Origin of the sequence: Gluconobacter sp. P5E10 (assembly GCF_018812145.1) — a bacterium.
Lineage (GTDB): Bacteria > Pseudomonadota > Alphaproteobacteria > Acetobacterales > Acetobacteraceae > Gluconobacter > Gluconobacter cerinus.
In genome coordinates, this window is sequence record NZ_JACRVZ010000006.1 from 1 (window position 1) to 13,234 (window position 13,234).

A 13,234-nucleotide genomic window follows, 5' to 3' on the forward strand; every position below is an offset into this window, starting at 1 on the left:
TATATCGCAATGATAGGAGGACAGAAGAAGATGGGAGAGGGGGAGGATGGGTGTCAGGAAAAGGAGGAAATGGGGTCTAAGAAAAACAGAAAGCAGTTTGTGGGCGCCTGGGTTGGGCAGCCCGGAGGGGGAAAGGAGTTTGGGTGGGGAAAGGGAGGGGGGGGTGGGGGGGGAGGGAGGGGGGAGGGAGGGGGGGGGGGGGGGGGGGGGGGGGGGGGGGGCACGCACGACCTTGCGCGCATAGCCTGACGAGGCGCTCGGCAGCTTCCTAGTCCGCAGTTCGGAAAATCTGTGCCCACATGGAGGGTCGGATCCGGTTCGATGTGGCTACAGATAGGATCGATTTGATTTCAGTGCAGTTATTTTTAATATCGAGATGAATTATAAAATGATCAATCTTTAGCATCGGAATTATGATTTACCTTGGCACTCCAGAAAATAAATGGAAAAATTAGATTGAATTTAAGCAAAAGAAAAAATATCTTAAAATTATTTTGTAAATAAAATTAATATACCTATACTATAAAATAGGCTTAAAAATATATAATACTATTATAAAATTTATAATATATAATATAAACTATTTAATTTCTATTGACGTAAAATTCTAAATGAGAATGTATATTATTTTTATAAACAGTTATATTGAACTTATTTTTGTTATTTACTTTTTTTGGTGTATGTATGGCGAATCAAGATAACGAAGAGGATTATCCCGTGGCGATTAAAGACCCTAAAGTCATCGAGCATCTGAACACGCAGTTGACCAACGAGTTAACGGCCATCAATCAGTATTTTTTGCACGCACGTACGTTGCGGCACTGGGGTGTGACGCTACTCGGTAAGAAAGAATACGAAGAATCCATTGAAGAAATGCATCATGCCGATTGGCTGATCGAGCGCATTCTTTTCTTGGGTGGTTTGCCCAATGTTCAGCGGCTAAATCAAATTTTGATTGGGCAGAGCGTTGAAGAAATTCTCGAATGTGATCTGAAGCTTGAGAAGAAAGCTCTTGAAGATCTTCGTGAAGGTATCGCGTATTGTGAGAGCGTACGAGATTATGTTTCTCGCGACCTTCTTCTTAAGATTCTTGTGAATGAAGAAGAACACGAAGACTTTATTGACCGTCAGTTTGACCTGATTAAGCAGGTCGGAATTGAGCGGTACATTCAAACAAATTCTGCCGCAGCACCTGATCAAGACTAAGTTCTTTGAAAATGCCCGGAAATCCCGGGCATTTTTTTGCTTTAAATTAGCAGTACACGTTTTGCGTTGTTGTCTGTGCGATATTCGTATTTGCCAGACCGACATTTCTCCGCTCCTGAATGGCTTGCTTTAAAAGGCAAACCATTCCTGGAACGCAATTCCCACACTGAGCACGGCACTTCTTGGCAGTGTAAATTTCCGAGGGGCGAGATGCTCCGGCATTAATCGCCGACTCGACGTCTTTGTGGGAAAGTGCGTTACATGAACAAATGATCATGAGCTGCTCGTGGCGTCCTATCATGAGGCAATAATTTTCTATACGCCAAATGAGATTAGTTCGCAAATGCAGTTCGATTAAAATTTTCTTATGTTGTCTGGCCTATGTTTTGAGTGCTCCAACGCTGCACAACTGGCCTGATGGCGAAGTTACTATGAATGCGGATCACACCAGGAAGGCGAGAAAGTTCTTCTTTGTGGATGCGTTCGTAGTCTGCCAGGTCCCGGGCAGCCACATGCAGAAGATAGTCTGCTTCACCAGTCATCAGGTAGCACTCACGAATGTCGGCGCATTCCTTAATTCGGGCTTCAAAGCGTCTTAGAGCTTCGTCCGTCAGGCGCTCCAAGGTTATCTGTACAATGACTGTTGTCAGGTTATGTACAGACCGATCGTCGATGACGGCATGATAACCTCGGATGACGCCTTTCTCTTCAAGCATTTTGACACGTCTCAGGCATGCTGAGGGTGAAAGACCGACGCGTTCCGCGAGGTCTGCATTGCTCATACGACCGTCATGTTGCAGAAGGCGAAGAATGGATTCGGTGGTGCGATCGAAGATCATGTCACAATTTTCCGTCTTCCTTGGTTATATGCTGCATATATAACGTTTAAGACTGAAGAATATGCTGAATTTATGCAGGAAATTTCATTTCGATTTGCGATAGGGTGACGTATGACGATCTTATCAGCTCCTCACCTTTGGCCTGCCTCCCGGGCGGGTGCCACTCTTACGGTTGATCTCAAAGCTATAGCCAAAAACTATCGCTTTTTGAGGGATAGGGTGGGAACGGCAGTTTGTGCCGCTGTTGTGAAAGCGGACGCTTATGGGTTGGGTGCTGAGCAAGTGGCACCTATTCTTGAACGGGAAGGCGCAAAAGAATTCTTTGTCGCTCATGTTGATGAAGGAATCGCTCTGCGTCAGATCGTCTCACCCGAGACGCGGATTACGGTTTTGCACGGGCCGCGGCCGGGAGCTGCAGCTGAGTGTGTCTATTTCGGACTTCGGCCTGTTCTCAACAGTCTTGAACAAATAGATCTTTGGAAACGCGAGGCTGCGCGAGAGGGGGCTGTGCAGGAGGCTGTTATCCAGCTGGATAGTGGGATGTCCCGTTTTGGTCTCTCATGGGCGGATGTCAGGAAGCTTTCTGATGATCAAACTCTTTTGGACGGTATCAGTATTGGGTTGGTGATGAGCCACCTGGCTTGTGCGGACGATCCAGCCAGTGCAGCCAATAAAATCCAGCGCCAAAGATTTCGGGACATGGCGGCCTTAATGCCGGCAGCCCCTTTGAGTCTCTCGGCTTCTTCAGGAATATTCCTTGGTAAGGAGTACCATATGGATTTGGTTCGGCCTGGCGCGGCTCTCTATGGAATCGCTCCTAGCGCTGAACTGCCTAATCCCTTGCAGCAGGTTGTTTCTCTTCACGCCCGTGTTCTTCAATTGCGGGATGTGGAGGTAGGCGATGCTGTTGGGTATGGCTGGACCTACCGTCCTGAGAAACCGCGCCGTATTGCGACTGTGGCGGTGGGATATGCAGACGGCTTTTCCAGGCATAATAGCGGGACAGGTTGTGCCTGGCTGGGAGATATCGCGCTCCCTATTGTAGGGCGTGTTTCTATGGATTCCCTGGCCTTAGATGTTTCAGCTGTTCCGGAATCTCAGCTGCATGCAGATATGTATGTTGATTTGATCGGGCCACGCAGAAGCGTTGATGATGTGGCCACATCTGCGGGAACTATCGGATATGAAATTTTGACCTCTCTAGGTGGGCGATATTATCGCGAATATGTGGAGTAGAGTCATCCGATTGAGGGTGTAATCCCGTTTCAATGATTGACAGGGCTGTTTGAAAGACCCAAATACACGAATGAGCATCGCAAGTTGTTCAAGTGCCCTTTCTTTTGCGTTGAATTCGGAAAATTCATGTATCTCCGCCGCGATCGTGCCCTGACAGCTGTTTCAATCATGTTGGATGTTGCTTTTCACGCGGGGCGTTCCGGTGTGGTGAGTGGCGCTGATATTGCCAAGCGGGGTAATATGCTGCGTCGCGGGATCGAGCCTGTTCTTCAGGCTCTTTCGAGAGAAAAACTTCTGGATAGTGTGCGGGGGCCTAAAGGCGGTTATCGGTTGGGGCGTCCGCCCCGAACCATTACGGTGCATGAGATTGTTCAGGCCGTTACCGAAGAACACGCCCCCGATGGGGAAGCAGCCAATCCGTTAATAGAGAAGGTTCTTGAACCTTTTTGGGCTTCAATGAATGTTGAGCTAGCTAAAAAAATGGAAGCTGTGACCTTGGAAGGGTTGTTGCGTCAGGCTGAGGAAGCGGGAATGCAGCGACCTAATCGAGCTCCTATCTCCTTCTCAATATAACTAAATAAATTAGTTATAAAAAATTATCACTAAATTTTGCTGATTGAGGTTGGAGAATTCACCATAATGGATCATTATTTGATCCATTATGGTGAATTTTTCGTTGCTACGCTCAGTCCTTTTTCATTCGCTGCATTACGTTGAGAAGGCCTTCGGAGCTTCTTTTGACGTCATGCGAGGGGAAACCTGCGAGTTGATGGTTTATCCTATGTCAGTTTCGTTCCTGCGGAGGGCATTATGAAACGACCAGTTCGTGTTGGAGCAGGTGAGAAGCTTGTTTTGACGGCTAATCGCCTTCTGGACGGAAGAATCGTCTGGCGCGATCATGATGGACATTGGACGGCTCGAGTTGGGGCAGCGGAAAAACTGGATGCTGATGCTGTAAGCGACGTTCTTGAGGGAGCACAGGCGCGTGCCCAGCAGGATGGTGTCGTAGGTGTATATGAAGTGGCTGTACGCGACGTTGATCCTCCGGAACCTGTGACGGTGCGTGAGCGAATCCGTGCGCATGGTCCGACTGTACATCCGGAATTTTCAGTGGAGGCCGGGCAATGAACGCTCCTGTTGGCCATTACCAATACGATCAGATTGACCGCGATTTTCTGGCCGCTCGCATCGACGAGTTTTCCGGACAGGTAATGCGCCGTATTGATGGAAGCTTGAGTGAAGACGAGTTCAAGCCGCTGCGGCTGATGAATGGTCTGTATCTTCAGCTTCATGCTTACATGTTGCGTGTCGCTATTCCGTATGGAACGATCGACAGTCAGCAGATGCGGATGTTCGCGCATATCGCGCGTCGGTACGATCGTGATTATGGGCACTTTACCACGCGTCAGAATATTCAGTTTAACTGGATAAAGCTGGAAGAAACTCCGGACATTCTGCGCGATCTGGCGAAGGTGGACATGCATGCCATTCAGACCAGCGGAAACTGCATCCGGAATGTGACGTCTGACGAATTTGCTGGTGCGGCTGCGGATGAAGTCGTGGATCCGCGTGTTCATGCGGAAATTCTGCGTCAGTGGTCCACATTGCATCCCGAATTCACGTTTTTGCCGCGGAAATTCAAGATTGCTATTTCTGGCAGTCCGAATGACCGGGTTGCTGCTCGTTTTCATGACATTGGAATTCTGGCTCGCAGTGGCGCGGACGGGCGTCCTGTCTTCCGGATTTTTGTGGGAGGCGGCTTGGGCCGCACGCCCATTATCGGGCAGGAAATATTTGACGCCGTGCCTGAAGAGCGCCTACTTGCAACGCTCGAAGCGATTGTCCGTGTCTATAATGCGCATGGACGCCGCGACAATATTTACAAGGCACGGATCAAGATTCTGGTTCAGGCTCTGGGCATTGACGCTTATCGTGAGGCTGTCGAAGCTGAGTTGCTGCAGATGGATCTGGAACATTACCGTCTGACGCCTGAAATGGTGGATGCGATCCGTGCGCGTTTTGCTGTTCCGGAACTCTCAGCCCCGGATAACGTCTCTCAGGAGCTCTCAGCCAGACGTGAGGCTAATCCGGAATTTGATCTCTGGGTTCGAAGCAATACGCATCCGCACCGTGATGCGGGTCATATTATAGCGGTTGTTTCGCTCAAGCCTGCCGGGGGAATTCCGGGGGATGCGACGTCCGCCCAGATGGACCGTCTGGCCGATTTAGCGGATGAATATTCCTTTGGCGAACTGCGGATTACGCATCTTCAGAACATTGTTCTGGGGCATGTTCGACAGGATCGGCTGTATGATCTGTGGCTAGCCCTGAAAGAAGTGGACTTGGCATCTGCCAACATTGGTCTGATCGGGGACATCGTGGCATGCCCAGGGTTGGATTACTGCGCTCTGGCAAATGCACGTTCCATCCCGATTGCCCAGAAGCTGGGTGCCCGTTTTGGGGATGCCACCTTGCAGGCAGAAATCGGCGCGCTACGGATCAATATTTCAGGCTGCATCAATGCATGTGGCCATCATCATGCGGGTCATATTGGCTTGCTGGGTGTGGACAAGCGCGGGGAAGAGTTCTTCCAGATTACGTTGGGCGGCCGGGCAGAGAACGGGGCCTCCATTGGAACCATTCTCGGGCCAGCGCTTCCGGAGGACGATACGGTTGATGCGATTGCCCGGCTGGTGGATTGCTATCTTGGTATAAGGCAGAGGGGCGAGACGTTCCTCGATACGTTGGATCGACTCGGGGACGTTCCTTTCAAGGAGGCAGCTTATGAAACTGTTTGAGCTGAATGAGCGTCCTGCCAAGTTTCATGAGGCATTGGTAACGCTTTCAGAGTTGGCAGAGAATACGGAAGCACGTGCTGTTCTTCTGGATATTGCTGATGATGCAACGGCGCTGAAACCGTATCTTAACCGGCTTGAACTGGTTGTTTTGCGCTTCCCGATTTTCCGAGACGGGCGTGTGTTTACGCAAGCGCGGGAATTGCGGGAGTACCTCCGCTTTTCGGGAGAAATTCGTGCGGAAGGGCATGTCCTTCCAGATCAGGCGGCTTTCCTCAAGCGATGTGGCGTAGACAACGTCGTTTTGCCGGAGGGAAGTGACGTGGAGCTGTGGGAAAAACAGCTCCATCGTTTCCCGGTGGCATATCAGCGATCTGTTCTGCCTTTTCGTCCTGTTGAGGGCGGCCTGCGGATTGAAGAAGACTCCTAACGGGTTCCGAACCATCCACGGCGCCAAAACCAGAAAAGCGGCAGGATGGTGGATAAAACCATCAACGTAAGACCGTAAGGGTAGCCATATTTCCAGGTAAGCTCCGGCATGTCCTTGAAGTTCATGCCGTAGATACCTGCGATCAGCGTTGGCATGATCCCGATTGAGCTGGCGACGGTGAGGACTTTCATACCGTCGTTCTGCTCGATGCTGATGAAGCCCAACGTCGCATCCAGAAGGAATTGGACCTTGCTGACGATCTGGGCATCAAAGTCGCTCAGGGAAGCGATGTCGCGGCCTGCGACTTTGAGGCGGGATTTGAATGTGTCAGCCGGCGTTGGTGATTTCCCAGCAGTATCTCTGGCGGGAAGGGGAGACGTGCCCTGGTCCTTGGCCTTTTGCAGGCTTTGGCTGATGTAATCTTCCAGATAGATACGAACACGGTCGATGCCGAGGAGACTGTCCCGGACTGTTGAGGCTAGGTCTCCGGCATATCCGAGGCGGCGCAGGGTTTCGCGAAGCATGGCGCCCACGCGTGCGCGGTCACGCGGTTGCTCGGCGTTGAAGACGCGTCGGGAGATGGTGTCGAGAGTGCGACCCAGGCCTTCGAGGATATCAGCCAGGCGGTTGATGATCTCTTCGAGCAGTTCAACCAGCAGTTCCGTTGAAGAGGGCGAGACCTTGCCTGCAGGGTATTCGGCCAGCTTTCCCCCTACGAGATCAAATGCGAAATAATCCGTATAGCGGACCGTGATGATTCTCTTTTCCGTCAGGATGAAACCGACGGGTTTGGAGAACGAGACGTCATCCGCACGGCGTACAAGGGGGGTGGAGAGATACAGGCAGTTATCCCGTTCATAATGGCGGGATGAGCTTTCGATCTCTTCCAGTTCTTCCAGTTTGGGAATGTGCACCCCAAGGAGTGTCTCGGCTTTTGTAATTTCATCATGTGTTGGATTGATGAGGTCAATCCAGTTCGTGGCATTGATATCGACGTCCGGGCCGATCTCGCGGGCCGGTGTGCCGGCGGGCCGGGCGAGAAGCATCAGAGAAAGATCCTTGGTCGGAGGCAGGAGGTGTTCTGACTCATGTCTTGAGGACGCGCTCCGTGCAAGGGGGCTGCCGAGAATTCGGTAAGGCTGATTTCTTGAAAAGGGTGTGGATGGACGTTCCCGTCTGGCCTTGGTATCGCTGGTTAGCCTTTTAAGCGGAACAGAGCCCGGTATGACGACCCCTTCATTTTCCTTGTCTAACTCCCTGCGTTCTGGACCGGACGAGCGTGGCCGGTTTGGCGTCTTCGGTGGACGCTTTGTTGCGGAAACGCTGATGCCTCTGGTTCTTGAACTGGAGGAGGCGTATCGCGCGACGCAGGCTGACCCAGCGTTTCGTGAGGAGCTGGACTACTATTACCGGGATTATGTTGGCCGTCCGAGCCCGTTGTGGTTTGCGAAGCGCCTGACGGAAGAGTTGGGTGGCGCGAAGGTTTATCTCAAGCGTGAGGAGCTGAACCACACAGGTTCGCACAAGCTCAACAACGTCATGGGGCAGATCCTGCTCGCCCGACGGATGGGCAAGACACGGATTGTGGCTGAGACGGGTGCTGGTCAGCATGGTGTGGCCACGGCCACGGTTTGTGCGCTCTTTGGGCTAAAATGCGTCATTTACATGGGCGCAACGGATGTTGAACGCCAGAAGCCCAATGTGTTCCGCATGCATCTGCTTGGGGCTGAGGTAAAGCCGGTGACGGCTGGGGCCGGGACACTCAAGGATGCTATGAATGAAGCCATGCGCGACTGGGTTGCGAATGTGGCGGATACGTATTTCCTGGTGGGCACGGTTGCGGGGCCGCATCCTTATCCTGAGATGGTTCGTGATTTCCAGTCCATCATTGGTACGGAAGTGAAGGAGCAGATTGTCCGGGCTGAGGGGCGTCTGCCGGATGTGATTGTTGCGGCCATTGGCGGCGGCTCAAACGCAATGGGGATTTTCCATCCGTTCCTTGATGATGCGGATGTGCGTCTGATTGGTGTGGAGGCTGCCGGGCTGGGACTGGATTCTGGCAAGACGGCGGCATCTATTTCCCGTGGGCGCTCGGGAGTGCTCCATGGCAACCGGACGTATCTGCTTCAGGACAAGCATGGTCAGATCGAAGAGGCGCATTCGATCAGTGCGGGGCTGGATTATCCGGGGATTGGGCCGGAGCATTCCTGGCTGAATGATATTGGGCGTGCCGAGTATGTTGGTGTGACGGATCAGGAGGCTCTGGAGGCGTTCCAGCTTCTGACGCGGACGGAAGGCATTATTCCGGCTCTCGAATGCGCCCATGGACTGGCGCATGTCATGAAGATTGCGCCGGAGATGCCGAAAGACAAGATCATCGTGCTGAACGTCTCTGGCCGTGGAGACAAGGATATCTTCACTGTGGCGAGCCATCTGGGAGTGAACCTGTGAGCCGTATCAAAGCCCGTTTTGAAGCCCTCAAGACGGAGGGACGGGGCGCTCTGATTCCGTATCTTCAGGCGTTTGATCCGGATTATGAGACCTCGCTGGAGCTGCTGAAGGCGATGCCGGCTGCGGGTGCCGATCTGATCGAGATTGGCGTGCCGTTCTCCGATCCTTCAGCGGATGGTCCGACGATTCAGGCTGCGGCACTTCGGGGGCTGAAGGCTGGCGCGACGTTGGGCGGCGTGCTGGAGATGGTTCGGTCTTTCCGGGAGACCGATTCCGAGACGCCGATTATTCTGATGGGATATCTGAACCCGATTGATAGCTACGGGCCAGCGGAATTCTGCTTTGATGCGGTTCAGGCGGGTGTGGATGGCATCATTGTCGTGGATATGCCGACGGAAGAGGCGGATCTGCTGGATGCCCATGCGCGGGCGGCTGGGCTGGATATCATTTCTCTCGTGGCGCCGACGACGTCCCGGACGCGTCTGTTCCATGTGCTGAAAGATGCCTCAGGCTTCGTCTATTATGTGAGTATCACGGGCATCACGGGGACGGGTAGTGCCAGCCAGGCGCAGCTTGAGGAAGCTCTTCCGAAGATTCGGGAAGCGACGGATCTGCCGGTTGCGATCGGGTTCGGGATTTCGACGCCTGAGCAGGCGCGGGCGGCATCCCGGATTGGGGATGCGGCTGTTGTGGCGTCTGCTTTGATCAAGACGATGGCGGGAACGTTGTCTGAGGGGGAGGCGACCGAAAAAACGGTTCCATCCGTATTGAAGCAGCTTATTGAGTTGTCTGCGGCCGTTCGGGGGTGAAACCTGTTTCGGGTGGTAAATTTGGAGCGCATCAGGGGTTTCTCTGATGCGCTCTTTTTATTTGCAGTCTGATCACGTGCGATTGCGCAGTGACATGCCAAAAAGAATGGCAGATGCCCCAGCCATCAGAAGCTCGATGGCAATCAGGGTTCCGATTAGCCACAGGCCTGACCAAGGCAGTGTCATGTAAAGAAGGATGCCGATCAGGAGCGTGAAGACGCCACTGACGGCGAGGAGGCCCCAGCCACCTGTTGTGCGGTGCCCTGCGGCCCAGAAGGCACGGCTGAGGCCTGCGAAGATAAGACAGCCTGCAAGGATAGCCGTAATGAAGACCGATCCGGTAGCGGGCTCTTCGATGAGGAGAAGGCCGCCAAGAATGTAAAGTCCGCCGATCAGGCCGGAAAGCCACTGGTTGGGCAGGGGGAGCCCGCGATGCGCGAAGCTCTGCATGATTTGGGCGATTCCACCGATGATGAGCAGAACGCCCAGCAGCACCATACTGGCAAGCGTTGTGGCGATCGCATCAAAGGCTGCCAGAAGCCCTAGGACGACCAGGAAGGCTCCCACGCCGATGAACCATCCGGGTTTCAGGCCTGACTGAGGGGAGAGCTGCACGGTATTGAAACTGTCGGACATTGGGGTTTCTCCGGACGGGAACAATAGCCCGTCTGTTCACTGATTTTGCCTGATTAAACCGCGGGGACGCTCAGTGGTTGCAGGTGATCGCGGTGCATGTTCCTTAAGGGAGATGGTGCCATATTTTTGCGAGGCTGGGCACAGTTCTGTATGGCAAGGCTGGCATAAATGTGCTGGCAACGCTAAAACGCGCCGATTATGAATGGCCTGTACAAGAGCCTTTTCCCATTCTGGCCTTCGTCCCGAAGGCAGGCAGAAAGTAACGAGACGACATGAGCTGGCTGACCGATTACGTCCGACCCAAGCTGCGTGGCCTGCTTCAGCGGGACGTGCCGGATAATCTTTGGACAAACTGCGATTCCTGCGGGCAGATGATGCTCGTCAAGGAAATGGAGCGTTCCCAGAAGGTGTGCCCGCATTGTGGGCATCATATGCGTGCGACGGCAAAGGAGCGTCTGGCCTGGACGTTCGATGGTGGCGAATATACGACCATCGAGCTGCCGAAGATGCCGGTTGATCCGCTGGGGTTCAAGGATTCCAAGCGTTACACCGATCGTCTGAAGGACGCGCGGAACAAGTCTCATCTTGATGAGGGGCTTGTGGTCGCACATGGCCGAATTCAGGGGCAGAAGGCTGTGGTGGCCGTCATGGCGCCTGAGTTCCTGTTGGGAACGATGGGAGCAGGTCTGGGTGAGGCTTTTGTGGCGGCCTGTCGTTTGGCTGTTCTTCAGAAGGCCCCGCTGGTGATTTACACGGCTTCCGGCGGTGCGCGTATGCAGGAAGGCGCTGTCAGCCTCATGCAGATGCCGCGTACAACGATTGGCGTGCAGATGCTTCAGGAAGCTGGTCTGCCTTATATCGTGGTCTTTACGAACCCGACGACCGGGGGTGTGTCAGCGTCTTTCGCAATGCTGGGTGATATTCACATTGCTGAGCCGAATGCGCTCATTGCTTTTGCTGGTCCTCGTGTGATTCAGGACACTGTGCGAGAGAAACTGCCGGAAGGTTTCCAGAGGTCCGAGTACCTGCGTGAGCACGGGATGGTTGATATTGTTGCAAAGCGCTCCGAGCTGCCTGAGCTTCTGGGTCGTGTTCTTGGTATGCTGACTCGCCAAAAGGCGGCTCCGGACGTCGCTGCCTGATGGGTGCCCAGAAGGGGGAGCCGGTTCGGCTGGCTGGTGAATATCAGGGACGGCCGGGCGAGGTTCTTGCCCGGTTGCACCAGTTATATCCCAAGCTGATTGATCTTTCTCTTGGGCGGCTGGAGGTCCTTCTGGCTAAGCTGGGTCATCCCGAACTGCACTTGCCGCCAGTCATTCATGTTGCTGGTACGAACGGCAAGGGGAGCACATGCGCCAATCTGCGGGCGATTGCCGAGGCAGCAGGTCTCCGCGTGCATGTGATGACCAGCCCGCATCTTGTGAGCATTATTGAGCGGTTTCGTCTGGCAGGGAAGCTGGTTGACGAAGATACGCTGGTGGATGCTTTTGAAGAGGTTGAGCGCGTTAATGCAGGTGCGCCCATTACCGTCTTCGAGGTTTTGACGGCCGCAGGTTTTCTTCTTTTCTCTCGCATCCCTGCTGACCTTGTCATTCTTGAAGTGGGTCTCGGTGGACGGCTGGATGCCACAAATGTGATTCCTAAGCCTGCTGCGTGTGCCATCACGACGATTAGTCTGGATCATCAGGCCTTTCTGGGAGAAACGCTGGAGGCCATTGCTGGTGAAAAAGCGGGTATCATTAAGTCTGGTGTGCCCGTCGTTGTCTCTCCGCAGGCTCCAGAAGCGTTAAATGCCATTCGGTCGCGTGCGGAGGCATTGAAGGCGCCTCTGTGGAGCCTGGGACAAAATGTGCACGTTCGGGTGGATGGTCTAAAGCTGCATTATTCTGATCCGCAAGGTAGCCTTGAATTGCCCTTGCCGGGTTTGAAGGGGCCGCATCAGGCGACAAATGCAGCTCTCGCGATTGCGGCTTTGCGGGTGTCTGGGTTGAATATCCCGTTGAGTGCGTATGAGGGTATTGCCAGAACTGACTGGCCTGCCCGGTTACAGCGATTGCATGGAACGCTTGCTGCTATGCTGCCAGATGGGTGGGAGCTTTATCTGGACGGTGGCCATAACCCTGGTGCAGGTGAGGTGCTGGGGGAAGTGCTTGATGGTTGGAAGGATCGACCTGTTCACATCATTGCCGGGGTCAAGCAGAGCAAGGACGTGAGTGGATTTCTCAAGCCCCTCTTGGTGCGTGCAGCCAGTGTTCAGGCGGTTGCGGAAGTTGACCAGCATCTTGCCACGCCTGTGGAGGAGCTTGTTGCTGCGTCCGGGGGAATCGCAATCGCTGGGCCGACGATTGTGAAAGCTTTGGAGCGTTTGGCCGAAAGTGGGCAAGAGCCCGCACGCGTGCTGATTTGCGGTAGTCTTTATCTTGCAGGCGTTGCTCTTGCTCAGGATGGCTGGGTTTCCGTCTGAGCGAAGTTTTGTCGGACCAGGTCATTCCATTCCTGCATGATGGTCTGGTCCGGCATCCTCGCATCCGCTCTGGAATACCAGTAGCGGGCGTTGGCCAGATCTCCTTCCTGTCGGTGAAGAAGGGCGTGAATACGGTCGTTTGGTCGTATGCCTTCGGCTGATTGCACCAGTTCGTGTGCTTTGGCCCAATTCTGTTTTCCAATCCACCAAAGGGCTGTTTGAGGAAGAGACAGGCCGGTCGGCGGACTTGTGTTCTTAAGGCTGTCGTAGAACTGCTCTTTTGAGATCATGTCCCGCGTCCTGATGTAGCGATTGAAAGGCTGACAGGACTGAAAACGTTTTGTCTCGGCAGGAGATGCACATTGAGG

15 protein-coding genes are annotated in these 13,234 nt (G+C 53.6%); 10 read left to right on the forward strand and 5 right to left on the reverse strand.

Annotated features, from left to right (window positions below; all coding sequences use genetic code 11):
- Positions 1-684 precede the first annotated feature (684 nt).
- A complete protein-coding gene (bfr, locus tag KP707_RS12935) occupies positions 685-1,206 on the forward strand; it encodes a bacterioferritin (protein ID WP_233125940.1) in 522 nt (173 codons plus the stop codon).
- A 46-nt stretch (positions 1,207-1,252) separates the two neighbouring features.
- On the opposite strand, the gene KP707_RS12940 is transcribed toward bfr, so the two are convergent.
- Together KP707_RS12940 and KP707_RS12945 are read right to left on the reverse strand one after the other, a co-directional pair.
- Positions 1,253-1,483, reverse strand: coding sequence for a bacterioferritin-associated ferredoxin (locus tag KP707_RS12940; protein WP_211503437.1), 231 nt, complete (start codon positions 1,481-1,483; stop codon positions 1,253-1,255).
- 88 nt (positions 1,484-1,571) lie between these two features.
- Positions 1,572-2,045: an Lrp/AsnC family transcriptional regulator gene (locus KP707_RS12945; RefSeq protein ID WP_086633062.1), complete on the reverse strand. Its 474-nt coding sequence runs from the start codon at positions 2,043-2,045 to the stop codon at positions 1,572-1,574.
- 111 nt (positions 2,046-2,156) lie between these two features.
- Here KP707_RS12945 and alr point away from each other — a divergent pair, with 111 nt between their 5' ends.
- The 5 genes from alr (at position 2,157) to KP707_RS12970 (ending at position 6,506) form a co-directional block, all read left to right on the forward strand.
- The gene (gene alr / locus KP707_RS12950; RefSeq protein WP_211503369.1) at positions 2,157-3,281 is read left to right on the forward strand and encodes an alanine racemase; all 1,125 of its coding nucleotides are present in this window, start codon (positions 2,157-2,159) and stop codon (positions 3,279-3,281) included.
- A 126-nt stretch (positions 3,282-3,407) separates the two neighbouring features.
- Entirely contained in the window at positions 3,408-3,854 is a 447-nt protein-coding gene (locus KP707_RS12955) for an Rrf2 family transcriptional regulator (RefSeq protein WP_064274282.1), read from the forward strand.
- 237 nt (positions 3,855-4,091) lie between these two features.
- On the forward strand, positions 4,092-4,409 hold the full coding sequence (locus KP707_RS12960; RefSeq protein ID WP_211503370.1) for a DUF2849 domain-containing protein: 318 nt from the start codon (positions 4,092-4,094) through the stop codon (positions 4,407-4,409).
- The gene (locus tag KP707_RS12965) at positions 4,406-6,079 is read left to right on the forward strand and encodes a nitrite/sulfite reductase (RefSeq protein ID WP_211503371.1); all 1,674 of its coding nucleotides are present in this window, start codon (positions 4,406-4,408) and stop codon (positions 6,077-6,079) included. The genes KP707_RS12960 and KP707_RS12965 overlap by 4 nt, the downstream gene beginning before the upstream one ends.
- Positions 6,066-6,506 (forward strand): DUF934 domain-containing protein, encoded by a 441-nt coding sequence (locus KP707_RS12970; protein WP_086633067.1) that lies wholly within the window; start codon positions 6,066-6,068, stop codon positions 6,504-6,506. Before KP707_RS12965 ends, KP707_RS12970 begins: the two co-directional genes overlap by 14 nt.
- Here the strand turns inward: KP707_RS12970 and KP707_RS12975 are convergent.
- Positions 6,503-7,552 carry a CorA family divalent cation transporter gene (locus KP707_RS12975; protein WP_046900308.1) on the reverse strand — a complete coding sequence of 350 codons (1,050 nt, stop codon included), beginning with the start codon at positions 7,550-7,552 and terminating at the stop codon, positions 6,503-6,505. The genes KP707_RS12970 and KP707_RS12975 overlap by 4 nt on opposite strands.
- Before the next feature lie 178 nt (positions 7,553-7,730).
- Here KP707_RS12975 and trpB point away from each other — a divergent pair, with 178 nt between their 5' ends.
- Both trpB and trpA read left to right on the forward strand, forming a co-directional pair.
- Positions 7,731-8,957, forward strand: a complete 1,227-nt coding sequence (gene trpB, locus KP707_RS12980; protein ID WP_211503372.1) for a tryptophan synthase subunit beta — start codon at positions 7,731-7,733, stop codon at positions 8,955-8,957.
- Entirely contained in the window at positions 8,954-9,766 is an 813-nt protein-coding gene (gene trpA / locus KP707_RS12985; protein ID WP_211503373.1) for a tryptophan synthase subunit alpha, read from the forward strand. The genes trpB and trpA overlap by 4 nt, the downstream gene beginning before the upstream one ends.
- Positions 9,767-9,838: 72 nt before the next feature.
- Here trpA and KP707_RS12990 read toward each other — a convergent pair whose 3' ends face one another.
- Entirely contained in the window at positions 9,839-10,402 is a 564-nt protein-coding gene (locus tag KP707_RS12990) for an HdeD family acid-resistance protein (RefSeq protein WP_202208037.1), read from the reverse strand.
- 272 nt (positions 10,403-10,674) lie between these two features.
- Here KP707_RS12990 and accD point away from each other — a divergent pair, with 272 nt between their 5' ends.
- Together accD and KP707_RS13000 are read left to right on the forward strand one after the other, a co-directional pair.
- Complete coding sequence (gene accD / locus KP707_RS12995; protein WP_086633071.1) at positions 10,675-11,544, forward strand: acetyl-CoA carboxylase, carboxyltransferase subunit beta; 870 nt, start codon at positions 10,675-10,677, stop codon at positions 11,542-11,544.
- Positions 11,544-12,866 (forward strand): folylpolyglutamate synthase/dihydrofolate synthase family protein, encoded by a 1,323-nt coding sequence (locus tag KP707_RS13000; RefSeq protein ID WP_211503374.1) that lies wholly within the window; start codon positions 11,544-11,546, stop codon positions 12,864-12,866. The genes accD and KP707_RS13000 overlap by 1 nt, the downstream gene beginning before the upstream one ends.
- On the opposite strand, the gene KP707_RS13005 is transcribed toward KP707_RS13000, so the two are convergent.
- Positions 12,842-13,156 carry a hypothetical protein gene (locus KP707_RS13005; RefSeq protein WP_211503375.1) on the reverse strand — a complete coding sequence of 105 codons (315 nt, stop codon included), beginning with the start codon at positions 13,154-13,156 and terminating at the stop codon, positions 12,842-12,844. The genes KP707_RS13000 and KP707_RS13005 overlap by 25 nt on opposite strands.
- Positions 13,157-13,234: the final 78 nt, after the last annotated feature.

Excerpts from the sequence above, each read along its gene's own strand:
- bfr (WP_233125940.1), top strand. The coding sequence starts at position 685 with ATGGCGAATCAAGATAACGAAGAGGATTATCCCGTGGCGATTAAAGAC.
- KP707_RS12940 (WP_211503437.1), bottom strand. The coding sequence starts at position 1,483 with ATGATCATTTGTTCATGTAACGCACTTTCCCACAAAGACGTCGAGTCG.
- KP707_RS12945 (WP_086633062.1), bottom strand. The coding sequence starts at position 2,045 with ATGATCTTCGATCGCACCACCGAATCCATTCTTCGCCTTCTGCAACAT.
- alr (WP_211503369.1), top strand. The coding sequence starts at position 2,157 with ATGACGATCTTATCAGCTCCTCACCTTTGGCCTGCCTCCCGGGCGGGT.
- KP707_RS12955 (WP_064274282.1), top strand. The coding sequence starts at position 3,408 with ATGTATCTCCGCCGCGATCGTGCCCTGACAGCTGTTTCAATCATGTTG.
- KP707_RS12960 (WP_211503370.1), top strand. The coding sequence starts at position 4,092 with ATGAAACGACCAGTTCGTGTTGGAGCAGGTGAGAAGCTTGTTTTGACG.
- KP707_RS12965 (WP_211503371.1), top strand. The coding sequence starts at position 4,406 with ATGAACGCTCCTGTTGGCCATTACCAATACGATCAGATTGACCGCGAT.
- KP707_RS12970 (WP_086633067.1), top strand. The coding sequence starts at position 6,066 with ATGAAACTGTTTGAGCTGAATGAGCGTCCTGCCAAGTTTCATGAGGCA.
- KP707_RS12975 (WP_046900308.1), bottom strand. The coding sequence starts at position 7,552 with ATGCTTCTCGCCCGGCCCGCCGGCACACCGGCCCGCGAGATCGGCCCG.
- trpB (WP_211503372.1), top strand. The coding sequence starts at position 7,731 with ATGACGACCCCTTCATTTTCCTTGTCTAACTCCCTGCGTTCTGGACCG.
- KP707_RS12990 (WP_202208037.1), bottom strand. The coding sequence starts at position 10,402 with ATGTCCGACAGTTTCAATACCGTGCAGCTCTCCCCTCAGTCAGGCCTG.
- accD (WP_086633071.1), top strand. The coding sequence starts at position 10,675 with ATGAGCTGGCTGACCGATTACGTCCGACCCAAGCTGCGTGGCCTGCTT.
- KP707_RS13000 (WP_211503374.1), top strand. The coding sequence starts at position 11,544 with ATGGGTGCCCAGAAGGGGGAGCCGGTTCGGCTGGCTGGTGAATATCAG.
- KP707_RS13005 (WP_211503375.1), bottom strand. The coding sequence starts at position 13,156 with ATGATCTCAAAAGAGCAGTTCTACGACAGCCTTAAGAACACAAGTCCG.